This is a genomic window from Rhodanobacter denitrificans (assembly GCF_000230695.2).
Taxonomy (GTDB): Bacteria; Pseudomonadota; Gammaproteobacteria; order Xanthomonadales; family Rhodanobacteraceae; genus Rhodanobacter; species Rhodanobacter denitrificans.
In genome coordinates, this window is the sequence record NC_020541.1 from 1,654,605 (window position 1) to 1,679,217 (window position 24,613).

At 67.4% G+C, this 24,613-nt stretch carries 16 protein-coding genes; 8 read left to right on the forward strand and 8 right to left on the reverse strand.

The features are described 5' to 3' along the window. Nucleotides 1–34: 34 nt before the first annotated feature. Nucleotides 35–1,174, forward strand: coding sequence for a pyridoxal phosphate-dependent aminotransferase (locus tag R2APBS1_RS07465; protein WP_015447450.1), 1,140 nt, complete (start codon nt 35–37; stop codon nt 1,172–1,174). After that, nucleotides 1,171–1,992 carry an amidohydrolase gene (locus R2APBS1_RS07470; RefSeq protein ID WP_015447451.1) on the forward strand — a complete coding sequence of 274 codons (822 nt, stop codon included), beginning with the start codon at nt 1,171–1,173 and terminating at the stop codon, nt 1,990–1,992. The genes R2APBS1_RS07465 and R2APBS1_RS07470 overlap by 4 nt, the downstream gene beginning before the upstream one ends. A 161-nt stretch (nt 1,993–2,153) precedes the next feature. Here R2APBS1_RS07470 and arsC read toward each other — a convergent pair whose 3' ends face one another. From arsC to R2APBS1_RS07490, 4 genes are read right to left on the reverse strand one after another with little or no spacing between them, the layout of a single operon-like run. Continuing rightward, nucleotides 2,154–2,498 carry an arsenate reductase (glutaredoxin) gene (arsC, locus tag R2APBS1_RS07475; RefSeq protein ID WP_015447452.1) on the reverse strand — a complete coding sequence of 115 codons (345 nt, stop codon included), beginning with the start codon at nt 2,496–2,498 and terminating at the stop codon, nt 2,154–2,156. A gap of 12 nt (nt 2,499–2,510) precedes the next feature. Then, nucleotides 2,511–4,028 carry a pseudouridine synthase gene (locus R2APBS1_RS07480; protein ID WP_015447453.1) on the reverse strand — a complete coding sequence of 506 codons (1,518 nt, stop codon included), beginning with the start codon at nt 4,026–4,028 and terminating at the stop codon, nt 2,511–2,513. Continuing rightward, nucleotides 4,025–4,846, reverse strand: coding sequence for an SMC-Scp complex subunit ScpB (gene scpB / locus R2APBS1_RS07485; RefSeq protein ID WP_015447454.1), 822 nt, complete (start codon nt 4,844–4,846; stop codon nt 4,025–4,027). Before scpB ends, R2APBS1_RS07480 begins: the two co-directional genes overlap by 4 nt. 50 nt (nt 4,847–4,896) lie before the next feature. Further along, nucleotides 4,897–5,829, reverse strand: a complete 933-nt coding sequence (locus R2APBS1_RS07490; RefSeq protein WP_015447455.1) for a segregation and condensation protein A — start codon at nt 5,827–5,829, stop codon at nt 4,897–4,899. A gap of 899 nt (nt 5,830–6,728) precedes the next feature. On the opposite strand from R2APBS1_RS07490, the gene R2APBS1_RS07495 reads away from it, so the two are divergent. Continuing rightward, the gene (locus R2APBS1_RS07495; RefSeq protein ID WP_007509926.1) at nt 6,729–7,097 is read left to right on the forward strand and encodes a PilZ domain-containing protein; all 369 of its coding nucleotides are present in this window, start codon (nt 6,729–6,731) and stop codon (nt 7,095–7,097) included. A 69-nt stretch (nt 7,098–7,166) separates the two neighbouring features. On the opposite strand, the gene R2APBS1_RS07500 is transcribed toward R2APBS1_RS07495, so the two are convergent. Continuing rightward, nucleotides 7,167–8,852, reverse strand: a complete 1,686-nt coding sequence (locus R2APBS1_RS07500) for a long-chain-fatty-acid--CoA ligase (protein WP_007509924.1) — start codon at nt 8,850–8,852, stop codon at nt 7,167–7,169. Between R2APBS1_RS07500 and R2APBS1_RS07505 the strand changes: the two genes are divergently transcribed. After that, entirely contained in the window at nt 8,845–9,441 is a 597-nt protein-coding gene (locus R2APBS1_RS07505) for a hypothetical protein (RefSeq protein WP_244868511.1), read from the forward strand. The two genes, R2APBS1_RS07500 and R2APBS1_RS07505, sit on opposite strands and share 8 nt — an antisense overlap. A gap of 74 nt (nt 9,442–9,515) precedes the next feature. Here the strand turns inward: R2APBS1_RS07505 and acnA are convergent, their stop codons facing one another. After that, nucleotides 9,516–12,257 (reverse strand): aconitate hydratase AcnA, encoded by a 2,742-nt coding sequence (acnA, locus tag R2APBS1_RS07510; RefSeq protein ID WP_015447457.1) that lies wholly within the window; start codon nt 12,255–12,257, stop codon nt 9,516–9,518. 262 nt (nt 12,258–12,519) lie between these two features. Here acnA and R2APBS1_RS07515 point away from each other — a divergent pair, with 262 nt between their 5' ends. Further along, a complete protein-coding gene (locus tag R2APBS1_RS07515) occupies nt 12,520–13,470 on the forward strand; it encodes a LysR family transcriptional regulator (RefSeq protein ID WP_015447458.1) in 951 nt (316 codons plus the stop codon). 55 nt (nt 13,471–13,525) lie between these two features. Here the strand turns inward: R2APBS1_RS07515 and typA are convergent, their stop codons facing one another. Together typA and R2APBS1_RS07525 are read right to left on the reverse strand one after the other, a co-directional pair. Continuing rightward, a complete protein-coding gene (gene typA, locus R2APBS1_RS07520) occupies nt 13,526–15,352 on the reverse strand; it encodes a translational GTPase TypA (protein WP_007509915.1) in 1,827 nt (608 codons plus the stop codon). A 149-nt stretch (nt 15,353–15,501) separates the two neighbouring features. Beyond that, the gene (locus tag R2APBS1_RS07525; protein WP_015447459.1) at nt 15,502–16,899 is read right to left on the reverse strand and encodes a GntP family permease; all 1,398 of its coding nucleotides are present in this window, start codon (nt 16,897–16,899) and stop codon (nt 15,502–15,504) included. Nucleotides 16,900–17,100: 201 nt separating this feature from the next. On the opposite strand from R2APBS1_RS07525, the gene R2APBS1_RS07530 reads away from it, so the two are divergent. The 3 genes from R2APBS1_RS07530 (at nt 17,101) to R2APBS1_RS07540 (ending at nt 24,586) form a co-directional block, all read left to right on the forward strand. Beyond that, nucleotides 17,101–19,323, forward strand: a complete 2,223-nt coding sequence (locus R2APBS1_RS07530) for a TonB-dependent receptor (RefSeq protein WP_015447460.1) — start codon at nt 17,101–17,103, stop codon at nt 19,321–19,323. A gap of 165 nt (nt 19,324–19,488) precedes the next feature. Further along, nucleotides 19,489–20,511 (forward strand): extracellular catalytic domain type 2 short-chain-length polyhydroxyalkanoate depolymerase, encoded by a 1,023-nt coding sequence (locus R2APBS1_RS07535; RefSeq protein WP_015447461.1) that lies wholly within the window; start codon nt 19,489–19,491, stop codon nt 20,509–20,511. A 766-nt stretch (nt 20,512–21,277) separates the two neighbouring features. Further along, complete coding sequence (locus tag R2APBS1_RS07540; protein ID WP_015447462.1) at nt 21,278–24,586, forward strand: hybrid sensor histidine kinase/response regulator; 3,309 nt, start codon at nt 21,278–21,280, stop codon at nt 24,584–24,586. Nucleotides 24,587–24,613: the final 27 nt, after the last annotated feature.

Below are 24,613 nucleotides of genomic sequence, written 5' to 3' on the forward strand. Positions count from 1 at the left end.
CTGCCGGGTTTACGGACATTTATACGGCCAAACGATGATCGCTACCAAGCTCCCGAAAGTCGGCACCACCATCTTCAGCGTGATGAGCCAGCTCGCGCTGGAGCACAAGGCGGTCAACCTGGGCCAGGGTTTCCCCGACTTCGAGCCGCCGCAAGGGCTGCGCGATGCGCTCGGCCGCGCCATGAACGAGGGCCGCAACCAGTACGCGCCGATGCACGGCATCGCGGCCCTGCGCGAGCAGATCGTGCTGAAGACCGAAAAGCTTTACGGCCGCAGGCTCAACGTCGATACCGACATCACGCTCACCTCCGGCGCCACCGAGGCGATCTTCGCGGCAATCGCCGCGACGGTACGCGCGGGCGAGGAGGTGATCGTGTTCGACCCGGCCTACGACTGCTACGAGCCGGCGATCGAGCTGCAGGGCGCGCGCGCGGTGCACATCCCGCTGACCGTGCCGGCGTTCGCGATCGACTGGCAGCGCGTGCGCGACGCGGTGACGTCGAAGACCCGCATGATCATGATCAACAGCCCGCACAATCCGTCCGGTGCGGTGCTGTCCGCCGCCGACCTGGACGAGCTGGCGGCGATCGTGCGCGAGACGGAGATCGTGGTGCTGTCCGACGAGGTGTATGAGCACATTGTCTATGACGGTGCTCACGAAAGCGTATTGCGTCATCCGGAACTGGCCGGGCGCAGCATCGTGGTCTCCTCGTTCGGCAAGACCTACCACTGCACCGGCTGGAAGGTCGGCTACGCGGTGGCGCCGGCCGCGCTGAGCGCGGAGTTCCGCAAGGTGCATCAGTACCTCACGTTCTGCACCTTCCACCCGGCGCAGGCGGCGTTCGCCGAATTCATGGCCAGCGATCCGCAGCATTACCTGGAGCTGCCGGCGTTCTACCAGGCCAAGCGCGACCGCTTCCGCGCACTGCTGGCACCGTCGCGGTTCAAGCTGCTCGACGTGCCGGGCGGTTACTTCCAGCTGGTCGATTATTCGGCGATCCGCGACGAGGACGATCTCGCCTTCAGCCGCTGGCTGGTCGAGCACGGCGGCGTGGCGGCGATCCCGCTGACGCCGTTCTACGAGCGCGCGCCGGGTACGCGACTGCTGCGGCTGTGCTTCGCCAAGAGCGACGCCACCATGGAGGCGGCCGCCGAGCGGCTGTGCCGGCTATGAGCAGCGACAGGGTGAGCCTTGAACCGCTGCGCGTAGCGCTGGTACAGGGCGCTACCCGCTGGCACGACGCGCCGGCCAATCGCGACTACTACGGCACGCTGGTGCGCCAGGCGAAAGGCAGCGACCTGATCGTGCTGCCGGAGACCTTCCTGTCCGGCTTCAGCAACGACACCCATGCCAGCGCCGACAGCATGGACGGCGAGGGCGTGGCGTGGCTGCGTGCGCTGGCGGTCGAGGTGGGCGCGGTGCTCTGCGGCAGCCTGGCGATCCGCGAGGACGGCGTCGTCTACAACCGCCTGCTGTGGGTGCGGCCGGATGGCAGTTTTGAGCAGTACGACAAGCGCCACCTGTTCCGCATGGCCGGCGAACATACCCGCTACGGCGGCGGCAGCCAGCGCCTGGTGGTGGAGCTGAAGGGCTGGCGCATCCTGCCGCAGGTCTGCTACGACCTGCGCTTCCCGGTGTGGCTGCGCAATCGCCGGCTGGCCTCCGCTGGCGGCGGCATGGACTACGACCTGGCCGTGTTCGTGGCGAACTGGCCGGCGCCGCGCCGGCAGCCGTGGCGCACCTTGCTGCGCGCACGGGCGATCGAGAACCTCAGCTATGTGGTCGGGGTGAACCGGGTCGGCGTGGACGGCAACGAGATTCCGTATGCCGGCGACAGCGCGGTGCTCGATCCGGTCGGCGAGCCGCTGGTGGAACTGGGCGCGCAGGAACAGCTGGCGATGGTGACGCTGGATCCGGCACCGCTGCTGGCGCACCGCGAACGCTTCCCGGCGTGGATGGACGCCGACGCGTTCACGCTCGATCCGGGCTGAACTCCCCGTCCATCCGCAGGAGCCCGCCGGCGGGCGATGCTGTTCAGATCAGAGCGAAAGCATCGCCCGCGAGCGGGCTGCTGCGAGTGCCGGATCGATGCGGTTCATTCGACAAAAAGCCGCCTTGGGGGCGGCTTCTTGTCGAGCAATGGGCGATCAACTCAGAGTATCGCCAGCACCGCTTCCGGTGGGCGGCCGATGACGGCCTTGCCGTTGGCGACCACGATCGGGCGTTCGATCAGCTTCGGGTGCGCCACCATCGCGGCGATCAGTGCACCCTCGTCGAGGGCGGGATCGTCCAGCCCCAGCGAGCGGTACTCCTCCTCGCCGGTGCGCAGCAGTTCGCGCGCGGTCATGCCCAGTTGCCGCAGCAACACGGCCAGTTCGGCGGCGCTCGGCGGCGTGTCGAGGTAGTTGATCACCTCGACCTTGCCGCCGTGCTGTTCCAGCAGCGCGAGCGTGGCGCGCGACTTGGAGCAGCGGTTGTTGTGATAGATGCGCAGCATTGATCAGCCGCCTCAGCGATTGCCCGAACGGTTGCCGCCGCGACCCGGTGGCCGACCGCCGCCCGGACCGCCGTGCCGGGAACCGCCTTGCGGGCGATTGCCGCCATGACCTTGCGGACGATTGCCGCCCTGGCCTTGTGGGCGTGCCGGGTTGCCATGCGCGCGGTTGCCCTGGCCCTGGCCTTGCGGACGTGGACCACGATTGCCCGGTGCACGGTTGCCGCCGAGGCCGGGGCCGGGGCCACGCGATTCGCCGCCGAAGCCGCCGTAGGGGCTGCCCGCAGCGCGACCTTCGTTGCCGCCGCTGTGCGCGCCGAACGGCTTGCCGCCGGCTGCGCGGCGGTTGCCGGCCGCACCACCGGCGTTGCCGCGCGGCGCGCCAGGGCGACCGCTGCCATCGCGGCTCTCGCCGGCGAACCAGGTGCGCACCGACGGCAGCTCCTGGCCCGGCGCCACCCGCTTGCTCTTGCCGCCGCGTTTGCCGCCCGGCGCACCGCGTTCGGGGCGGGCCAGGTTGCCGTTGACTTCCTTGCCGTCGCGACGCGGCGGTTTGCGGCCGCGCACCGGCTCTTCGCGGATGCGGTCATACGCGCGCAGCTCGCGCGCCTCATCCTGGCCGCCCGTCCAGGCGGTGCCGGCGCCGCTCGCGGGGCGATACTCGGTGACGTTGCGGTTGGCGCGGCGCTGATGCAGCACCGGGCTCAGGGTCAGTACCGGCTGCGGCATGTCCACGCCGGTGGTCTGGCGCAACTGCTTGACGGCTTCGGCATCGAGCGCCTCGCATTCGCCGCGGCGCAGGTTGCGCGGCAGCTCGATCGCGCCGTAGCGGATGCGCTTGAGCCGGCTGACCAGGAAACCCTGCGAGTCCCACAGTCGGCGCACCTCGCGGTTGCGGCCTTCGCGGATCACCACGCGGAACCAGCTGTGGCTGCCGCCGCGACTGATCACGGCGATCTCGTCGAAGCGGGCGGGACCGTCCTCCAGTTCCACGCCAGCCTTGAGTTTCTCGATGACTTCGTCCGGCACCTCGCCGTGCACACGGCACAGGTATTCGCGTTCGAGTCCGCTCCTGGGGTGCATCAGCGCATTGGCCAGGGCGCCGTCGGTAGTCAGCAGCAGCAGGCCGGTGGTGTTGATGTCGAGTCGGCCCACGGCGACCCAGCGCGCGCCCTTCAGGCGCGGCAGCTGTTCGAACACGGTGGGGCGGCCGTCCGGGTCGTCACGGGTGGTCAGCACGCCTTCGGGCTTGTGGTAGATCAGCACCTCGGTGTCGTCGCGGCTGTCGGTGGCTACGACGAACTGCTTGCCGTCCATGATCACGCGGTCGCCGGCCTTCACGCTCATGCCGATTTCGGCGGGGGCGCCATTCAGTTCGACTTCGCCGGACTGGATGCGCTGCTCGAGCATGCGGCGCGAGCCGAGGCCAGCGTTGGCCAGCACCTTGTGCAGGCGTTCTTCCAGGGCGGGGGCGTCGCTGTCGGCGCGCGGTTCGCGCTTCAGGGACAAAACGGATTTTTGCGGCGCATTCATGCGCGGTACTCCTCGGGGTCTTGCTCGGCGGCGTCGGGTTCGACGTCCGCGGCGGGGTTCGCTGCCTCGTCGGCAGTGGTTGTCAGGGTTTCGGCGGGTGGGCTCGGGTCGGAGCCGGCATCGCCGGATTCGGAGGCGGCCGGCGCTTCGGCGGCGGTCGCGGTGTGGTAGTCGTCGGCTGCCGCATCGACGGCATCGTGCTCGTGCAGGAGTTCCTCGTCCGGGTCGATCGGCAGGTCGCGCACGACGCGGGCGGGCAGGGGCTCGGGCTCGAAGCGCAGTTGCGGGTCTTCCAGGTCGCGGATTTCCGACAGCGGCGGCAACTGGTCCAGCGATTTCAGGTTGAAGTAGTCGAGGAAGGCGCGGGTGGTGCCGAACAGCGCCGGCTTGCCGGGCACGTCGCGGTAGCCGACCACGCGGATCCACTCGCGCTCCTCCATCGTCTTGATGATGTTGGAGGACACCACCACGCCGCGGATCTGCTCGATCTCGGGGCGGGTGATCGGCTGGCGGTAGGCGATCAGCGCCAGCGTTTCCAGCAGTGCGCGCGAATAGCGGCTGGGCCGCTCGGTCCACATCCGCGAGATCCACGGATGCACCTCCTGGCGCACCTGGTAGCGGAAGCCGGAGGCCACTTCCTTCAGCTCGATGCCGCGGCCGGCGCAGTCTTCGGCCAGTGCCTCGAGTGCCTTGGCGACCTGTTCGCGGCCGACCTCGTCGGCCTCGTTGAACAGCTCGCCCAGCTGCTGCACGGTCATCGGCTGGGTGGAGGCCAGCAGGGCGGCCTCGACGATGGGTTTGAGTTGCTCGATCTGCATGACCTTGGGTTCGGATGCCGGTTGGATCGGTACCGCTCAGTGGATGTCGTTCATTCGCCGGACGATTCGATCAGCGCCGATTCGCCCGCCTGTGTGTCGTCCGCCGGTGCGTCGGCGGGTTCTTCGGCGTGGCTCACCTTCGCCTTCACGTATATCGGCGCCAGTGGTTCTTCCTGGACGATCTCGACCAGCATTTCCTTGGCCAGCTCCAGCATCGCCAGGAACGTCACCACGATGCCGAGCCGTCCCTCGCTGACGTCGAACAGGCTCTCGAAGCGGTGGAAGCTGCTGTCGTCGAGCCGGCTCAGCAATTCGCCCATGCGCTGGCGCACGCTGAGCGTCTCGCGCCTGATCGCGTGATGCCCGAACAGTTCGGCCCGGTGCATCACGTCCTTCAGGGCCAGCAGCAGCTCGGTCAGCTCCAGCGGCGGCGGCAACCTGATCACGTTGCGTTCGCCCACGTCGGCGTGCACCACCGTGGTGTCGCGCTCCAGCCGGGGCATCGCCTCGATGTCCTCGGCCGCGCGCTTGAAGCGTTCGTACTCCTGCAAGCGCCGTACCAGTTCGGCACGGGGATCCTCTTCCAGGCCTTCCTCGGCCGGCGGCCGCGGCAGCAGCAGCCGCGACTTGATCTCGGCCAGGATCGCGGCCATCAGCAGGTATTCGGCGGCCAGTTCCAGCCGCATCACGTCCCGCATCAGCTCGATGTAGGTCATGTACTGCCGGGTGATCTCGGCGACCGGGATGTCCAGGATGTCGAGGTTCTGCCGGCGGATCAGGTACAGCAGCAGGTCCAGCGGTCCCTCGAACGCCTCCAGGATGACCTCGAGCGCGTCCGGCGGGATGTACAGGTCTTGCGGCATCTGCAGCAAGGGCTGGCCATGCACGATGGCCAGCGGCATTTCCTGTTGTTGAGGTACCGGCGCAAACGCGTCCTGCGGTGCGGTGACCGGGCTCTGTGGCTCGACGGGCTCAGTGCTCATCAATGCATGTCATGGGGCCGTCTTCAGCGGCTGCAGTGCGTTCAACATGATCGGATTCATCCCCATGCCCCCGCGGCATCGGATGTCCGTGTTCGGAACACGCGGTGAAGCGGCATTCCGGGGTAATGCGTCCTTCACACTTGTTCGGTCGAGGCGCGGCGGACGCCTTCGTCACGACGGGCATGACGAAGCCACTCGATGGTGGTTCGGTCAGGCGGGTCGTCAGTGAACGTCGCACGTCGACTGCGGGTTGTCAGCCACGACAGGGACGCCAAGCCAGGGAAGGCGGGAAACGACGCCACCGGCTGTTCACTGGTCGGTTCGAGAGCAATCGCACGGATGCCAAGGGAGCCGGAAGTACTCGGCAAACATTTCCATGGAGCCATGCGTGGGGCAAGAGTAGCGGTTGACTGGCGCCAAGTCCAGCACGTGCCGGCCGATGCAGTTGCCCGGCATGCGCCGGCCGCGGACATGGGCCGGTTTTGCAGCGGTGCTCCCGGCAGGCACAATAGACGGATGGCATCGTACGAAACCGGCGTGTCGGAGAGCGTGGCTGGGGCGGCATGTGACCTAATGCGTCGAATTGGGTCAGGCTCCGCGTCAGCGCGACATTCGGCGATGCCTGGCGGGCCGCGCCTGCGCCATGATGGCGCGGCGACGACACGACGGGGTTGGGCAGTGTGGATCGTGGCAGGGCCATGCGGGATGCGGCCGGTGCCGGATCGGCGTCCGACGGAACGTTGACCTGGCGTGGCATGGTGATTGCTTGGACAACGACTGAGCAACCCGGCCAGGCAAGGCGCAGCGCCCCGCCGGCGAAGGGTGCGACAGAAAGGTTTCAGGGCGATGTCGGACGCAGCCCCCTCGATGGGTGCAAGTACAAACAGGCGGTGGAACTGATGGCGATCGATAAGAACGGACAGGATGGCGGCGGACCGGAGCAGTTGCGTCCGGCGCGCATGCAGATCGAGACGACGGTGCTGATGAGCAGCAACGGCGAGTCGCGTCCGACCGAGCTGGTCGATATCTCGGCCACCGGCGCGCTGCTGCGCCGCCCGCTGGGCTGGTCGGGCCATGTGGGGCAGAACTGGGTGCTCGACATGATCTTCGGCAACAACCTGCACATCCACCTCGAGGCGGTGGTGGCGCGTATCTCCGATCACCATATCGGTTTTTCGTACAGCCGCATTCCCGAGGACAAGCAGGTGCCGCTGTGGAACCTGCTGGGTGGTTACGCCGACATCCTGGAGTACTGGAAGGACGGCTGAGCCGGCGCGACCGCTGCACGAAAAACGCCCGCACGTGCGGGCGTTCTCGTTTGCCCAGGCCTGAAAAACTCAGGCCTGGGCTTTTTTCTCGTCGCGCAGCTCGCGGCGCAGGATCTTGCCCACGTTGCTCTTCGGCAGGCTGTCGCGGAACTCGATCAGCTTGGGCCGTTTGTAGCCGGTGAGGTTCTCGCGGCAGAACTGCTTGAGGGCTTCTTCGGTGAGGTTCGGGTCCTTGCGCACCACGAACAGCTTCACCACTTCGCCGGAATGCTCGTCCGGCACGCCGACCGCGGCCACCTCGAGCACACCGGGGTGCGCCATCACGGCGTCCTCGACCTCGTTCGGATACACGTTGAAGCCGGACACCAGGATCATGTCCTTCTTGCGGTCGACGATGTAGAAGTATCCGTTCACATCCATCTTCGCGATGTCGCCGGTGTGCAGCCAGCCATCGGCGCCGAGCACCTTGGCGGTCTCGTCCGGGCGGTTCCAGTAGCCCTTCATCACCTGCGGTCCGTGCACCATCAGTTCGCCGACCTCGCCGACCGGCAGCGGCTTGCCGTCCTCCGACCAGATCGCCACATTGGTGGACGGTACCGGCAGGCCGATCGAGCCGTTGTATTCCTTGAGGTCCAGCGGATTGATGCAGACCGCGGGCGAGGTTTCGGTCAGGCCGTAGGCCTCGGCCAGGGTGCAGCCGGTGACCTTCTTCCAGCGTTCGGCCACGGCGCGCTGCACCGCCATGCCGCCGCCCAGGGTGAGGTGCAGCTTCGAGAAATCCAGTTCGGAAAAACCGGGCGTGTTGAGCAGGCCGTTGAACAGCGTGTTGACGCCGGTCAGCGCGGTGAAGCCGGACTTGCGCAGTTCCTTGACGAAGCCGGGCATGTCGCGCGGGTTGGTGATCAGCCAGTTGAGCCCGCCCAGGCGCATGAAGACCAGGCCGTTCGCGGTCAGCGAGAAGATGTGATACAGCGGCAGCGCGGTGATGATCACTTCCTCGCCGGGCGTGACCAGCTCGGTGCCGATCCAGGCGGCAGCCTGCAGCATGTTCGCCACCATGTTGCCGTGGGTCAGCATGGCGCCCTTGGCCACGCCGGTGGTGCCGCCGGTGTATTGCAGGAAGGCGATGTCGTCGTGGCCCAGCGTCACCGGTTGCAGCGGATGCGCCGCGCCGCGCGCGAGCGCGTCGCGGAAGCGCACGGCCTGCGGCAGATCGAACGCGGGCACCATCTTCTTCACGTGCTTCAGCACGAAGTTGATCAGCGCGCCCTTGGGGAAGCCGAGCAGGTCGCCGATGCCGGTGGTGATGACGTGCTGCACGTGGGTTTCGGCCACGACGTGCTGCAAGGTGGCGGCGAAGTTGTCCAGTACCACGATCGCTCTGGCACCCGAATCTTCCAGCTGGTGCTTCAGTTCGCGCGCGGTGTACATCGGGTTGGTGTTGACCACAACCAGGCCGGCGCGCAGCGCGCCGAACAGGGCGATCGGATACTGCAGCACGTTCGGCATCATGAGCGCGATGCGATCGCCCTTGCCGAGCTTGAGCACGCCAGTGAGGTAACCGGCGAACTGGCGGCTCATCTCGTCGATCTGGCCGTAGCTGAGCTGGCGGCCGAAGCTGGCGAACGCCGGGCGGTCGCGGAAGCGGGTGAACGCTTCTTCCAGCACCGCCGGTACCGAAGCATATTGACTGACGTCGATCTGTTCCGGCACGCCGGCTGGATAGTTCTCCAGCCACGGACGTTCGTTGCTCATGCTTTGGGTTCCCTGTTTTGTCGATGGCGATGGGACGGATGATGGAATCGGATGGGTATTGGCACCATCATGGATCCTGCGCCGGTTGATTGGAGCATACGCCCGCGTACAGCGGCAAGCCGCACCGCAACGAGTTGCGTCGATGATGACACCGGGGAAAACCGTCTTTTTGCCGATTGTTCTCGCATGCCTCGTGCTGGGGTTGCCGGCGTGCCGGCGCACGCCGGACGAAGCGCAGGTGCGTGCGGCGATCGCGTCGGCAGCACAGGCGGCCGAAGCGGGTTCGGCCGGCGACGTCGGTGCCCGCTTGAGCGAGGACTTCGACGGCAATGCGGGGCAACTGGATCGGCGCGGACTGACCGGTATGATCAGGCTGCTGGCGCTGCGCGGCGAGCACGTCGGCGTGAGCATGGGACCGGTATCGATCGAACCCCGTGGCGAGCGGATGGTGGCGACCTTCACGGTCACGCTGACCAGCGGCGGTCGCCTGTTGCCCGATCAATTGGGCCTGTACCAGGTCGAATCGGCGTGGCGCAAGGAAGATGGCGAATGGCGCTGCTATATGGCCAGCTGGAAGCATTCGCTGTAACGGTCCATCGGAGCACTCATGGAAAACCGCCCCGGAGTCCGGGGCGGTTTTCGTTGCAGGAGTCAGGCCGAAATTCAGGCGGCCTTCTTGCCGGCCAGCTGACGCAGCACGTACTGCAGGATGCCGCCGTGACGGAAGAATTCGCGCTCCTTCGGGGTCAGCAGCATCACGTTCACGCTGAACTGCTTCCTGCTGCCGTCGGCTGCCGTGGCGGTGACGGTGGCGTTCCTCGAGTTGCCGTTGTCGAGGCCGGTGAGGTCGAACGTCTCGTTGCCGGTCAGGCCCAGCGATTTTGCATTCTCGCCATCCTTGAACGTGCACGGCAGCACGCCCATGCCGACCAGGTTGGAGCGGTGGATGCGCTCGAAGCTCTCGGCGATCACCGCCTTGATGCCCAGCAGCAGGGTGCCCTTGGCGGCCCAGTCACGCGAGGAGCCGGTGCCGTATTCCTTGCCGGCGATGACCACCAGTGGGGTCTTTTCTTCCTTGTACTTCATCGCCGCGTCGTAGATCGACATCTGCTCGCCGCTGGGGATGTGGCGGGTGAAGCCGCCTTCCACGCCATCCAGCAGCTGGTTCTTGATGCGGATGTTGGCGAACGTACCGCGCACCATCACGTCGTCGTTGCCGCGGCGCGAGCCGTAGGAATTGAAGTCGATCGGCTGCACGCCGCGCGAGATCAGGAAGCGCCCGGCCGGGGAATCCTTCTTGATCGCGCCGGCCGGCGAGATGTGGTCGGTGGTGATCGAGTCGCCGAACAGGCCCAGGCAGCGCGCAGCGTGGATGTCCTCGACCGGGGTCAGCGCCATGGTCATGCCGTCGAAGTAGGGCGGGTTCTTGATGTAGGTGGAATCCCTGTCCCACGCGTACAAATCGCCATCGGGTGAGGCGATGGAGCTCCAGCGCTCATCGCCCTTGAACACGTCGGCATAGTTCTTCTTGAACATGTCCGAGGTCACGGCACCCGCCATCAGGTCGCTGATTTCCTTGTTGGAGGGCCAGACGTCTTTCAGATAGACGTTCTTGCCATCCGTGCCCTGTCCGAGCGGCTCGGTGGTCAGGTCGACGTCCAGCGAACCGGCCAGGGCGTAGGCCACCACCAGCGGTGGCGAGGCCAGGTAGTTCATCTTCACTTCGGCGTGGACGCGGCCTTCGAAGTTGCGGTTGCCTGACAGCACGGCGCCCACGGTGAGGTCGCCGTCGCTGATCGCCTTGCTGACTTCTTCCGGCAGCGGGCCGGAGTTGCCGATGCAGGTGGTGCAGCCGTAGCCGACCAGGTAGAAGCCGAGCTTGTCCAGTTCGGTGAGCAGCCCGGTCTTTTCCAGGTAGTCGGTGACCACCTTGGAGCCCGGTGCCAGCGAGGTTTTCACCCACGGCTTGGTCTTCAGGCCCTTGGCGGCGGCTTTCTTGGCCAGCAGGCCGGCAGCCAGCATCACCGCCGGGTTGGAGGTATTGGTGCACGAGGTGATCGCGGCAATGACCACGGCACCATCGTCGACGTGGAACTCCTGGCCGTTGCGCACCACGCGCTGGCGATGCGTCCGCGCGCTTGCGTCATGCCCCACGGCGGTGGCGCCGCCTTCGTTGGCGAAGCGCGCCTCGGCACCGTTGCGGCGGACGATGGTGGCGCCGAGGTTGTCGTTGAAGTTCTGCTTGACGTTGGTCAGCAGTACGTGATCCTGCGGGCGCTTGGGGCCGGCCATCGAGGGCTTGACGCTGGCCAGGTCCAGTTCGAGCGTGACACTGAACTCGGCCGGCGCGCTGTTTTCGTCGTGCCACAAACCTTGCACCTTGGCATAGGCCTCGACCAGCGCTACCTGCTCCTCGCTGCGACCGGACAGCCGCAAGTACTTCAGCGACTCGACATCAATCGGGCAGATCGCGCAGGTGGCGCCGTATTCCGGTGCCATGTTGCCAAGGGTGGCGCGATCGGCCAGCGCCAGGTGCTTGAGGCCCGGGCCGAAGAACTCGACGAACTTGCCGACCACACCCTGCCTGCGCAGCAGTTCCGTCACGGTCAACACCAGGTCGGTGGCGGTGGCGCCTTCGGGCAACTGGCCGAGCAGCTTCAGGCCGACCACTTGCGGAATCAGCATCGAGGAAGGCTGGCCCAGCATCGCCGCCTCCGCCTCGATGCCACCCACGCCCCAGCCGAGCACGCCCAGGCCGTTGACCATGGTGGTGTGCGAGTCGGTGCCGAACAGCGTATCGGGGTACGCCCACAGCTGGCCCTCGATCTCGGTGCCCATCACCACGCGGGCCAGGTACTCCAGGTTGACCTGGTGCACGATGCCGGTGCGCGGTGGCACCACCTTGAAATCAGTCAGCGCTTTCTGGCCCCAGCGCAGGAAGCTGTAGCGAGCCTGGTTGCGCTTGAATTCCATCTCGACGTTACGCTCGAGTGCGTCTTCGCTGCCGAACACGTCCACCTGCACCGAATGGTCGATGACCAGTTCCGCGGGTGACAACGGGTTGATCAGGGTGGGGTCGCCGCCGAGCATCTTCATGGCATCGCGCATCGCGGCCAGGTCGACTACACACGGTACACCGGTGAAATCCTGCAGCAGTACGCGCGCCGGCATGAAGGCGATTTCGGTATCCGGCTCCTTTTTCGAATCCCATGTGGCAACGGCTTCGATTTCCTTCGCCGTCACATCGACGCCGTCTTCGTGGCGCAGCAGGTTTTCCAGCAGGATCTTCATCGAGTACGGCAGTCGCTTCAGGTCGAAGCGCTGGCCCAGCTTGGTCAGGCTGGCGAAGGCGTACTTCTTGCCGTTGACCTCGAGGGTGTCGCGTACGGAAAAGGTGTCTTTCATGGGAGGTGCTCCTGGCTGGATCCTGCGGCTGGGATGACTCGACGACGGTGCCTGGGGGGCGTGGGGTTCGCCATCCCAGCAAAAGCATAATTATCGCGCAAACTCCATGCGGCCGCGAACCGGCACGCCACCGTGAAGGCGGCGTGCATGGCTGGCGGGCGTCTGATGGGTGGTGCTGGCGGGTACACTGCGCCCACCTTCACGGCGACTTCGCCGCACAGAGTGGATCCGATGACCAGTCCATGCAAACGCCTTTGATGACATGCAGCATTCGATGATTTCGACGGGCCTGGCCGCCGTTTCGCTGCGCGACCTCGCGCTGGTGCAGGCGGTACATCGCCACGGCAGTTTCAACAGCGCGGCGCGGGCCATGCACATCAGCCCGTCCGGGCTGTCGCACCAGGTGCAGAAGGTGGAGCAGGCGCTGGGTGCGCCGCTGTTCGAGCGCGGTGGCCGCAGGATCGTGCCGACCGCTGGCGGCCAGCGGCTGCTGCTGCAGATCGACGCGGTGCTGGCCGCTGCCGAGCACCTGCAGCAGGTCGCCCGTGCCGGTGAGGTCGCGTTCGGCGGCGAGTTGCGCCTCGGCGTGCCCGCTTCGCTGGGGCCGTACCTGCTGCCGCACCTGATCGCGCCGTTTTCGCAGCATTTTCCGGGCGCCTGGCTGGGCATTTCCGAGGGCAAGCCGCGCGGGCTGTTGCGCCGCCTGCACGAAGGCGAACTCGATGCAGTGCTGGCGCCGCCGGCCGCGGCGACCAGCGGGATCGCCGCGCGCCCGTTGTTCTTCGAGCCCTGGGAGCTGATGCTGCGCGCCGACCATCCGCTGGCCGGCCGGGACAGCATCGCGCTGGGTCAGCTCGATCCGGCCGAGGCCACGCTGATGGCCGAAAGCCATGCCGACGGCCTTGCGGGCGACGGCAGCGAACACGGCCATGTGCAGGACGTCAGCCTGGAAAGCCTGGCCGCCCTGGTCAGCCTGCGCGGCGGCTACGCGCTGGTGCCGGCGCTGGCGCACGAGCGGCTGGCCTCGATGCCGAACGTCGCGCTGGCAAAACTCAAGGGGCAGGCGAGCGGCCGCGAGATCGCGTTGTACTGGCGCGACGCTTCGCCCTGGCGCGACGACCTGCAGGCCTTCGCCGAATTGCTGCGCAGGCTGGCGCGGCAGCGGCAGGGGTTGCGCGTGGCGAGCGCGAAGGCGAGGGTTGCGCCGGCCTGACCGCAGAAGGCCGCCTTGCGGCGGCCTTCTTGCGCTCCATCACGGGAGGAGCCGCTCAGCCGCGCGAGGCGCGCTTGCGGTCGTTCTCGGTGAGGTGCTTCTTGCGCAGGCGGATTTCCTTCGGAGTGACCTCGACCAGCTCGTCGTCGTCGATGAAGTCCAGCGCCTGTTCCAGCGTGAACTTGATCGCCGGGGTCAGCTGGATCGCATCGTCCTTGCCCGAGGCGCGCATGTTGGTCAGCGGCTTGGGCTTGATCACGTTGACGGTGAGGTCGTTGTCCTTGGCGTGGATGCCGACCAGCTGGCCTTCATACACGTTGTCGCCCTCGGCGGCGAACAGCTTGCCGCGATCCTGCAGCGGCCCCAGCGAATACGCGGGGGTGGTGCCGCCGGCGTTGGCGATCATCACGCCATTGAGGCGCTTGGCGATCTGGCCTTCTTCCTTCGGACCGTAGTGGTCGAACACGTGGAACAGCAGGCCCGAGCCCTGGGTGAGGGTCTTGAACTGGTTCTGGAAGCCGATCAGGCCGCGCGCCGGGATCATGTACTCCAGGCGGACGCGGCCCTTGCCGTCGGGCTCCATGTTCTTGAGCTGGCCCTTGCGCATGCCCAGGCGCTCCATCACCGGACCCTGGTGGGTCTCCTCGACGTCGACCACCAACTGCTCGATCGGCTCCATCTTCTGGCCGTCGATTTCCTTGATGATCACTTCCGGGCGCGATACGGCGAGCTCGTAGCCCTCGCGACGCATGTTCTCGATCAGCACCGACAGGTGCAGCTCGCCACGGCCGGAGACCAGGAACTTGTCGGCGTCCGAACCCTGCTCGACCTTCAGCGCCACGTTGTGCACCTGCTCGCGCTCCAGGCGATCCTTCAGCTGGCGGCTGGTGAGGAATTTGCCGCCGGAAAGATCCTTGTTGCCGGCGAACGGCGAATTGTTCACCTGAAAGGTCATGCTGATCGTCGGCTCGTCGACGGTCAGCGCAGGCAGCGCCTCGGGCGTGTCCAGCGCGCAGATCGTGTCGGAGATGGTCAGGTCGGCGATACCCGAGATGGCGACGATGTCGCCGGCCTCGGCGGTTTCCTGCTCGATGCGCTCCAAGCCCATGAAGCCCAGCACCTGCAGCACCTTGCCCTGGCGCTTCTTGCCGTGGCGGTCGATCACCGCCACCGGCATGTTCTTCTTCAGCGTGCCACGCTGGATGCGGCCGATGCCGATCACGCCCACGAAGTTGTTGTAGTCCAGCTGGCTGATGCGCATCTGGAACGGGCCGTCCGGGTCCACGTCAGGCTTGCTGACGTGCCGCATGATCGCCTCGTACAGCGGGGTCATGTCGCCTTCGCGCACACTGTCGTCGAGGCTGGCGTAACCGTTCAGCGCCGAGGCATAGACGATCGGGAAGTCCATCTGTTCCGGCGTGGCGCCCAGGCGGTCGAACAGGTCCCATACCTGCTCCACGACCCATTCGGGCCGTGCGCCCGGGCGGTCGACCTTGTTGATCACCACGATCGGCTTGAAGCCCATCGCGAACGCCTTCTGCGTCACGAAACGGGTCTGCGGCATCGGGCCGTCCATCGCGTCGACCAGGATCAGCACCGAGTCGACCATCGACAGCACGCGCTCCACCTCGCCGCCGAAGTCGGCGTGTCCCGGGGTGTCGACGATGTTGATGCGGTTGCCCTGCCAGGTGATGGCGGTGTTCTTGGCCAGGATGGTGATGCCGCGTTCCTTTTCCTGGTCGTTCGAGTCCATCACGCGCTCGGCCAGCACGGTGCGCTCGCTGAGCGTACCGGACTGCTTGAGCAGGCAATCGACGAGGGTGGTCTTGCCGTGGTCGACGTGGGCGACGATGGCGATGTTGCGCAGTTTTTCGATGGACATGGGATCGACTCGGGCGGCTCGATGGCCGTCACGCAGGTTTTGAAGGGCGAATTGACCGATTATACGGACTTGTGTGACAACTTGCCCGTCATTTCTTCGATCCGTTCATCCAGCCTGTCGCCCGCGATCCGTGGGCGCCGTCGGTGCGCCTATACCACGCCGAGGAAATGGTACGCCGCGATCACCACCAGCACCGCCAGGGTCTTGACCACGGTGATGGCGAAGATGTCCTTGTAGGACTGCCGGTGGGTCAGCCCGGTCACCGCCAGCAGGGTGATCACCGCGCCGTTGTGCGGCAGCGTGTCCATGCCGCCGGAGGCCATCGCGGCCACCCGGTGCAGCACTTCCATCGGGATGCCGGCGGCGTGCGCATTGGCGATGAAGGTCTCCGCCATCGCGCCCAGCGCGATGCTCATGCCGCCGGAGGCCGAGCCGGTGATGCCGGCCAACGCGGTGACGGTGACCGCCTCGTTGACCAGCGGGTTCGGGATCGTGTGCAGCGCGTCGGCCACCAACTTGAAGCCGGGTAGGGCGGCGATCACCGCGCCGAAGCCGTATTCGGAGGCCGTGTTCATCGAGGCCAGCAGCGCGCCGCCGACCGCGGCCTGGCTGCCCGCCGCGAGGTGCGCGGTCACCGCGCGCCAGGCGAACGCCAGCACGCACAGGATGCCGACCAGCAGCGCACCCTCGACCGCCCAGATCGCAGCGACCTTGGACACCTCCTGCACCACCGGCTTCGCGCTGCCGACCACGCTGGGCAGGAACGATTGCGTTTCGCCGTAGAGGCGCGGGATCAGCCCGGTGAACAGCTTGTTGCACACGCCCACCAGCACCAGCGGCAGCAGCGCGACCAGCGGGTGCGCCAGCCGGCCGCCCTCGAACGGGGCCGGCTCGTTGACCAGGTTGTCGCCGTAGCCTTCGCCGGCCGCGGCGGCCCGGCGCCGGCGCCAGTCCAGGTAGCTCAGGCCCGCGGCCAGGATGAACGCCGCGCCGATCGTGCCCAGCCACGGCGCCGCCCAGGTGTCGGTGCCGAAGAACGAGGTGGGGATGATGTTCTGGATCTGCGGCGTGCCCGGCAGCGAATCCATGGTGAAGGTGAACGCGCCCAGCGCGATGGTGCCGGGGATCAGCCGCTTGGGGATGTCGGACTGGCGAAAGAGCTCGGCGGCGAACGGGTATACCGCGAACACCACCACGAACAGCGACACGCCGCCGTAGGTCAGCAGCGCACACACCAGCACGATCGACAAAATCGCCCGGCTGCGCCCGACCAGGCCGATGGTGGCCGCCACGAGCGATTTGGAAAAACCCGACAGTTCGATCAGCTTGCCGAACACCGCGCCCAGCATGAACACCGGGAAGTACAGCTTGAGGAAGCCGACCATCCTGTCCATGAACAGGCCGGTGAACATCGGCGCCACCAGCGCCGGGTCGGTCAGCAGCACCGCGCCCAGCGCGGCGATCGGCGCGAACAGGATGACGCTGTAGCCGCGATAGGCCGCGAACATCAGGAAGCACAGCGCAGCCAGCACGATCAGAAACGCCATCCGTGAATCCCCCAAGTGAGCCGGGTCCGCGAGCGTGGTCGGGACATGGGGCCGAGTATCCGCAACGTCGGGTACCGCCGGCACTGTACGAAGGTACAAGTGCCGGCTCCCTCGATGGCTATCTAAGCTCGCCCCGTAGCATCCATTGCAGATGGCCGCGTCCACTGCCGGTCACACCACGGGAAAGGGGAAGGGGAAACCATGAAGCGCACGTATCTGAGTCTGGCGATCGGCCTGGCCACCGGACTGCTGTCCGCGGCACCGTTGTATGCGCAGCAGGCCGCCGACACCGGCGGCAAGGCGGTGAAGACCACCAGCGTCAAGCAGCTCGACCAGATCACGGTCACCGCGCGCAAGCGCGAGGAAACCCTGCAGGACGTGCCGATCGCGGTCAGTGCCTTCACCGCGCAGGCGCTGGAAACGCAGAACGTGCAGAACCTGGCCGACCTGCAGGGCAAGGTGCCCTCGCTGCAGATCTATGCCGCCCGCGGTTCCAACACCACGCTCACCGCCTACATCCGCGGCGTCGGCCAGGCCGACCCGACCTGGGGCTTCGACCCGGGCGTGGGCATCTATCTGGACGACGTCTACCTGGCGCGTCCGCAGGGCGCGGTGCTGGACGTGTTCGACGTCAGCCGCATCGAGGTGCTGCGCGGCCCGCAGGGCACGCTGTACGGCAAGAACACCATCGGCGGTGCGATCAAGTACGTCTCCAACCCGCTGCCGGTGAAGACCGAAGGCTCGGTGGAAGCCACCGTGGGCACCCACGGCGAGAAGGACGTCAAGGCCAGTTTCGGCGGCGCCAGCGCGGACCAGGTGTGGCGTGGACGCATCGCCTACGCCAGCGGGCACAACGACGGTTTCGGCGAGGACATCCTCACCGGCAGCCGCAACGGCAACAAGAACACCAATGCCGCGCGCGCCACGATCGGCTTCTTCCCGTCCAGCCAGTTCAACATGCAGCTGTCGGTCGACGGCGTGCGCGACAACTCCAATCCGCGCGGCGCCAAGATGCTCACGGTGAACAAGCTCGACCCGGCCTACCCGCTGCTGTCGAGCGATTTCGACACCCGCAGCGGCTTCGCCCAGCTCAACCACACCAAGCTCTACGGCAGCGCGCTGACGATGAACTGGATCGCCAGCCCGAACTGGTCGCTGAAATCCGTGACTGCCGTGCGCGGCTCCTCGACCGATACCAACATCGATTTCGACACGTTGCCGGAGAAAATCGCCGACGTGAACGCGGTCTACAAGGATCATCAGTTCAGCCAGGAATTCCAGGCCAACTACGATGCCGGCGGCAGCCTGCACGGCGTGTTCGGCGCGTACTACTTCGACGGCCGCGCCGACGGCGAGATCCACAACATCTTCCTCGGCTCGCCGCCGTACTCCACGTTGCACCTGTCGCAGTACGGCAGCACCGGCGGGCGCATGGGCACCAAGAGCTATGCGGGCTACGGCGATTTCACCTGGGACATCAATCCGAGCTGGAGCCTGGACGTGGGCCTGCGCTACACCCACGAGACCAAGACCGCGCTGATCCAGAACTTCGGCTTCTCGGACGCCACGTTCACCACGCGCACCAGCACCCTGGCCGACTTCAGCGGCTCGCACGCGACCAGCAACGTCTCGCCGAAGGTCTCGCTGGACTGGAGCGCGAACGACCAGGTGAAGCTCTACGCCAGCTACTCGGAGGGCTTCCACTCCGGCGGCTACAACATCCGCGCGAACTGCGTGGCGGTGCCCAGTTCGTGCCGCCCGATCGATGACGAAAAGGTGCAGTCGTTCGAGCTGGGCAGCAAGATGACCTTCCTCGACGGCGCGCTGATGATGAACACGGCGCTGTTCCACAACCTCTACACCAACATCCAGCTGTCGGTATTCAGCTCCTACACGCTGCCCAACGGCAGCCAGGGTTTCTTCGGCGACTTCACCAACGCCGGCAAGGGCCACATCGACGGCCTGGAGGAGGAGTTTGCCTGGAAGCCGGCCGAGAACTGGACCCTGCGCGGCAACGTCGCCTACCTGCACACCAAGTACACCGAGTACATGACCCGCGGCGTCAACGTCGCCGACCAGCAGAAGTTCACCAACGCGCCGAAGTGGTCCGGCGGCCTGTCGCTGGAGAACACCACGCCGCTGGCCGGCGGCGGCAGCGTCAGCGCGCGGGTGAACTACACCTACCAGTCCATGGTGTATCCGGAAACCACGCTGTCGCCGCTGATCGCCCAGCCCGCGTACGGCCTGTGGAACGCCGGCGTGATCTGGCAGATCAACCAGCCCTGGTCGCTCAGCCTGCAGGGCAGCAACCTGGCCAACAAGTCCTACCGCACCACCGGCTACAACGTCGGCGCGCTGGGCATCTACACCGGCTTCTACGGTGCCCCGCGGATGGTCACGCTGACCGCGAAGTACCGGTTCTGACGCAGTCGTTTCTCCCCATCCCCGCGCGAGCGCCAGCCGGCTCCCGCGGGGCGTTTTTTTCCACTGCCGGCACGAGCCGTGGCGGATGACATCGCGGTTCCGGCCGCGTCCGTGCGGCTCCATGAGCCCGCTGGACACCTGCCGGTCCGCCAACGGAGAAAAAGCATGCGCAAGACTTTCGGCCTGTTGGCCCTGCTGCTGGTTGCGCCGCTGGCCCGCGCGGGCGACGCGTTGCCGCTGCCCGCCTTGAAGATCGACGCTTCGCGCACCGCCGTGGTCGGCCTTTCCTCCGGTGCGTACATGGCCGCACAGGTGCAGCTGGTGTACCCGGAGCTGTTCCCCAACGCGGCCATCGTGGCCGGCGGTCCGTTCGGCTGCGCCGGCGGCAAGCTGGACGCGGCACTGGGCAGTTGCATGAAGGGGGTGCCTGCGCCGGATGTCGGCGCGCTGGTGGCCAGTGCCGGCAGGCGCTCCGCCAGCGGCGAGATCGGCGCGCTGAAGAACCTGGCGCACGCCCGCGTCTACCTGCTGCACGGCAAGGACGACGCGCTGGTGGCGCCGGCGGTAGCCGAGGCGGGCGCGCAGTTCTACCGGCAGCTGCGCGACGGCATGCCGGGATTGAAGGGCATGCAGGTGCACGACGACGACCAGCGCGCCTTCGCTCACAACCTGCCGGTGGCTGGCAGCGGCGACGACTGCGACAAGTCGGTCGCGCCGTATCTCGGCCATTGCGGCTTCGACGCGGCCGGTGAAATCTTCGCCCAGATGTTCGGCAAGCCGGCGCATGCGGCGACCACGGCACAGGGCGAGCTGCGTACGTTCGACCAGGATGCGCTGCGCCCCGACGGCGCCGATGCCTTCCTGGCCGTCACCGGCTACGTCTACCTGCCGCTGGATTGCCTGGCCGGCAAGCCGTGCGGCGTGATGGTCGCGTTCCACGGCTGCAGGCAGAACGCCGACGCGGTGGGCAAGGCCTTCGTCGAGGATGCCGGCTTCAACCGCTGGGCCGACGTCTACGACGTAGCGGTGCTATATCCTCAGACCCGCGCAAGTCTCGCGCCCTTGAATCCGCAAGCATGCTGGGACTGGTGGGGATATTCCGGAGCCGACTACGACAGCCGCCACGGCGTGCAGTTGCGCTGGGTGGTGAACGCGGTGCGCGCGCTGGGGTTGCCGGCGGGGCATTGATGGCCTCGTGCGATCACCCCGTCGCTTGCACCACTGTAGGAGCGTACCTTGTGCGCGATGCTGTTGCTTCGTGCAGAGTCAGGAGCTTCAAAGCGAAGAGCTTTCGTCTGCCTGCGGCAGCCGAGTTACTTTCTCTTTGCGTGGCCAAAGAGAAAGTAACCAAAGAGAAAGGCCACCCCGCTTACGCGCCTTGCGGGCATCCTGCCCGCAAGGTCCGCGGCCGGGTTACGGGGTTTGTCGACAGCACATCCTGTGCTGACGCCAAACTGGCCGGCATCCCTGCCGACCACCCTGCGGGCTTTCCTTCACCCGTCCGCCGCTACAGAGGGGCCCCGGGTAGAGCAGCGGGCCATCCTGGCCCGCACTTTTCAGAAGAGCCAGGTCAACAGCAACAGCAGAGCAGCGGGCTGCTTCGGCTCTGGCTTTTCAGCTTTTCACCGGGTGCGGGCCAGGATGGCCCGCCGCTCTACCCGGGGCCCCTGTGCGGCGGTGAGACGGGGACGACAGGCCGCGCAGCGGGAGTCGACAGGGAGGTCGACTCCTTTTCGCACAGGCAGGATGCCCGTTCGAAAAGCCCGGCCCCGGCTCACGGACTTGCCGGGCAGGAGCCCGGCAAGCGCCAAGCGGGGTGCCCCTCTCTTTGGTTACTTTCTCTCGGGCAAGCGAGAGAAAGTGATTCGGCCTCCGAAGGAGGGCGAAAGCTCTTCGCTCGAAAGAATCAGGTCAGAGCGTCGCGACTGAAGTCGCCCTCACCGACGCTGGCACCATGCTGAGCACCACCCTCATCGCCATCGCCGCGCTGTGCTGGCTGGGCCTGCTGTTCGGCGTGGCCCTGCTCGGCGAGCGCCGGCCGCGCATCTTCGAGAAGCGCTGGGCGATCGTGTACGCGCTGTCGCTGGCGATCCATTGCACCTCGTGGACGTTCTACGGCACCGTAACCCAGGCCAGCCGTTCGGGCTGGTGGCTGCCGCCGACCTTCGTCGGGGCGATCCTGATGTACCTGTTCGCGCTGGGCTTCCTGCGCCGCATGGTGCGACTGGTGCGCGAATACAACGCCGGCTCGCTGGCCGACCTGATCGCGGTGCGGCTGGGGCGGCATTCCGGGCTGGCGGCGCTGGTTACCGCGGTGGTGGTGATCGGCATCGTGCCGTACATCGCGCTGCAGCTGAAGGCGGTGGCGATGAGCTACGGCATCCTCAGCCAGGGCCAGCTGGCCGAATCCAGTCCGTGGCAGGACAGTGCGCTGTACGTGGCGCTGTTGATGGCGCTGTTCGCGATGCTGTTCGGCACCCGCCGCGCCTCGACCATGGCGCACAACCGCGGGCTGGTGCTGGCGATGGCGTTCGAGTCGCTGTTCAAGCTGGGCGCGATGCTGGCGCTGGGCTCGCTGCTGTTCGCCGCGGTGCCGTCGGGACTGCCGGCGAGCGTGCCGCCGCCGCCGGACAGCGGCGGCTTCCCCGCGCTGATCCTGCTCGGCGCGCTGGCGATGTTCACCATGCCGCACCAGTTCTACGCCGGCATCGTCGAATGCCGCGAGGACGGCCAGCTGCGCACCGCGCGCTGGCTGTTCCCGCTGTACCTGCTGCTGATCTCGCTGCCGATCCTGCCGTTGGCGCGGCTGGGCGATGCGTGGCTGGGCGCCAGCGGAGTGTCCTCGGACATGTACGTGCTGGCGCTGCCGCTGGCACGCGGCGAGCATGGCCTGGCGCTGGTCGCCTTCCTCGGCGGCCTGAGCGCGGCCACCAGCATGGTGGTGATCGCCACGCTCACGCTGAGCCTGATGGTGGTCAACCATTTCATCGCGCCGCTGCGGGTGCGCGCCGGCTGGGGTCGCGACGAGCATGGCGACCTGCGCGGCGAGCTGTTGAACTACCGGCGCGTGGCGATCCTGGTGCTGATCCTGCTGGCGTGGGCGTACAGCCGCCTGCTGGCGCGCAACGAGGCGCTGGCCGACATCGGCGCGATCTCCTTCTCCGCACTGGCCGGACTCACTCCGGCGATGCTGGTGGCGATGTACCGCCCGCAGCTCGGGCCGCGCGCGGTGATGGCGGGGCTGGCCGCCGGCACGCTGGCCTGGGTCTACGCGGCGCTGCCGACCCTGTTGCCCGGCGCACCGGCATGGCTGCACGACGGCCCGCTCGGCCTGCATTGGCTGGCGCCGGACGGCCTGCTCGGGCTGGGCAACTGGAACCGGCTGGGCCGCGCGGTGGCGGCGAGTCTGCTGGTCAACATCGTGGTGATGCTGGCAGTGGCCGGCTCGCGCTTCGGCCGCGTGGCGCGCGCGGTCAGCGTGGGCGACGTGGGCCTGGTCGAATTGCGTGCGCTGGCGATGCGTTTCCTGCCGCCCGAGCGGGTCGAGCACCTGTTCGCCAGCGCGCCGGCGGTGGGGCCCGCCGGCAGCGTGCGGGCCGCCCAGGTCGAGCACGAACTGGCCGCGGTGATCGGTGCCGCCTCCGCGCGCCTGCTGCTGGAAGTGGTGCACCGGCAGGGCCGCGACGATCTGGACACGGTGGTCGCCATCGTCGGCGAGGCGGCGCAGGACCTGCGCTTCAACCAGCGCGTGCTGGAGGCGGCGCTGGAGAACATGAGCCAGGGCATCTGCGTGGTCGACGCCGAGCTGCATCTGGTGGCGTGGAACACGCCGTACGCGCGGCTGTTCGACTATCCGCCGGAGCTGCTGCAGGTGGGCCGTCCGGTGGCCGAGCTGACCCGCCACAACATCGCTGCCGGCATGCTCGGTCCGGGCGAGGTGGAGGTGCGCGTGCAGCGCCGGCTGGCGCACATGCGCGAAGGTACCCGGCACCTGTCCGAGCGGCGCTTCCCCGACGGCACCATCGTCGAGATCCGCGGCAACCCGATGCCCGGCGGCGGCTTCGTGGCCACCTTCACCGACGTCACCGCGTTCCGCCAGGCCGAGGCGGCGCTGAAGCGTGTCAACGAGACGCTGGAACTTCGCGTGGAAGAACGCACCCGCGAACTCGCTGCGGCCTCGGCCGAAGCGCAGGCCGCGAACGAGGCGAAGAGCCGCTTCCTCGCCGCGGTCACCCACGACCTCATGCAACCGCTGCATGCCGCGCAGCTGTTCGCCCATGCACTGACCGAGCGCGGCGGCGATGCGGCCACCGCGCAGCACCTCAACGGCGCGCTGGCCGCCACCGAGGGCCTCCTCACCGGGCTGCTCGACGTGGCCCGGCTTGAAGGCGGCCGCCTGCATCCGCAGCCGCGCGCGTTCGCGCTGGCCGAGGTGCTCGACCCGCTGGCCGCCGAGTTCCGTGCGATCGCGCTGGATCGGGGCGTGCGGCTGGACGTGGTTGGTACGCGCGGCTGGGTGCGTTCCGATCCGCAGCTGCTGCGCCGGGTGCTGCAGAACTTCCTCTCCAACGCCTTGCGTTACGCCGAGCATGGCCGCGTGCTGCTCGGCGTGCGCGGGCGTGGCGATCATTTGCGCGTGGAAGTGTGGGACAGCGGTCCCGGCATCGCGGTGGAGGAGCAGCAGCTGATCTTCCAGGAATTCCGCCGCGGCAGCGCTGCCGGCGGGCAGGGGCTCGGGCTGGGCCTGTCGATCGCGCAACGCATGGCCGACCTGCTCGGCCATCCGCTGGGGCTGCAGTCGTGGCCCGGCCGCGGCAGCGTGTTTTACCTCGACGTGCCGTCGGCACGCGCGGCCATTCGACTGCCGCCGCTCGTCGACACGCCGCACTCGCTGCCGGCCGGCCGTGCGCTGGTGCTGGACAACGAGCCAGCCGCGCTTGCCGCGCTCGGCAGCCTGCTGGCCAGTTGGGGCTGGCACGTGCACGCGGCGCGAAATTCCGCCCAGGCGCTGGCGGCGCCGTGGCGACCGGACCTGCACATCCTCGACTTCCATCTCGACGGCGGGCAGACCGGACTGGAGGTATGGCAGCAGCTGAACCGTCGGCACGCCGGCGTGCCGACCGTGATGCTGACCGCGGACCGCGATGGCGAACTGCGCCAGCGCCTGCTGGAAGCGGGCATCGGCGTGCTGTACAAGCCGCTGAAACCGCTGGCGCTGCGGCAGGTGCTGCAGCGGGTGGCGGCCAGCGTGGCGAACGCGTAGCGTGTTGGTGAAGGACGGGGTCCGCAG

Coding starts and splice junctions, on each gene's coding strand:
- R2APBS1_RS07465 (WP_015447450.1), top strand. CDS start 35: ATGATCGCTACCAAGCTCCCGAAAGTCGGCACCACCATCTTCAGCGTG.
- R2APBS1_RS07470 (WP_015447451.1), top strand. CDS start 1,171: ATGAGCAGCGACAGGGTGAGCCTTGAACCGCTGCGCGTAGCGCTGGTA.
- arsC (WP_015447452.1), bottom strand. CDS start 2,498: ATGCTGCGCATCTATCACAACAACCGCTGCTCCAAGTCGCGCGCCACG.
- R2APBS1_RS07480 (WP_015447453.1), bottom strand. CDS start 4,028: ATGAATGCGCCGCAAAAATCCGTTTTGTCCCTGAAGCGCGAACCGCGC.
- scpB (WP_015447454.1), bottom strand. CDS start 4,846: ATGCAGATCGAGCAACTCAAACCCATCGTCGAGGCCGCCCTGCTGGCC.
- R2APBS1_RS07490 (WP_015447455.1), bottom strand. CDS start 5,829: ATGAGCACTGAGCCCGTCGAGCCACAGAGCCCGGTCACCGCACCGCAG.
- R2APBS1_RS07495 (WP_007509926.1), top strand. CDS start 6,729: ATGGCGATCGATAAGAACGGACAGGATGGCGGCGGACCGGAGCAGTTG.
- R2APBS1_RS07500 (WP_007509924.1), bottom strand. CDS start 8,852: ATGAGCAACGAACGTCCGTGGCTGGAGAACTATCCAGCCGGCGTGCCG.
- acnA (WP_015447457.1), bottom strand. CDS start 12,257: ATGAAAGACACCTTTTCCGTACGCGACACCCTCGAGGTCAACGGCAAG.
- R2APBS1_RS07515 (WP_015447458.1), top strand. CDS start 12,520: ATGCAGCATTCGATGATTTCGACGGGCCTGGCCGCCGTTTCGCTGCGC.
- typA (WP_007509915.1), bottom strand. CDS start 15,352: ATGTCCATCGAAAAACTGCGCAACATCGCCATCGTCGCCCACGTCGAC.
- R2APBS1_RS07525 (WP_015447459.1), bottom strand. CDS start 16,899: ATGGCGTTTCTGATCGTGCTGGCTGCGCTGTGCTTCCTGATGTTCGCG.
- R2APBS1_RS07530 (WP_015447460.1), top strand. CDS start 17,101: ATGAAGCGCACGTATCTGAGTCTGGCGATCGGCCTGGCCACCGGACTG.
- R2APBS1_RS07535 (WP_015447461.1), top strand. CDS start 19,489: ATGCGCAAGACTTTCGGCCTGTTGGCCCTGCTGCTGGTTGCGCCGCTG.
- R2APBS1_RS07540 (WP_015447462.1), top strand. CDS start 21,278: ATGCTGAGCACCACCCTCATCGCCATCGCCGCGCTGTGCTGGCTGGGC.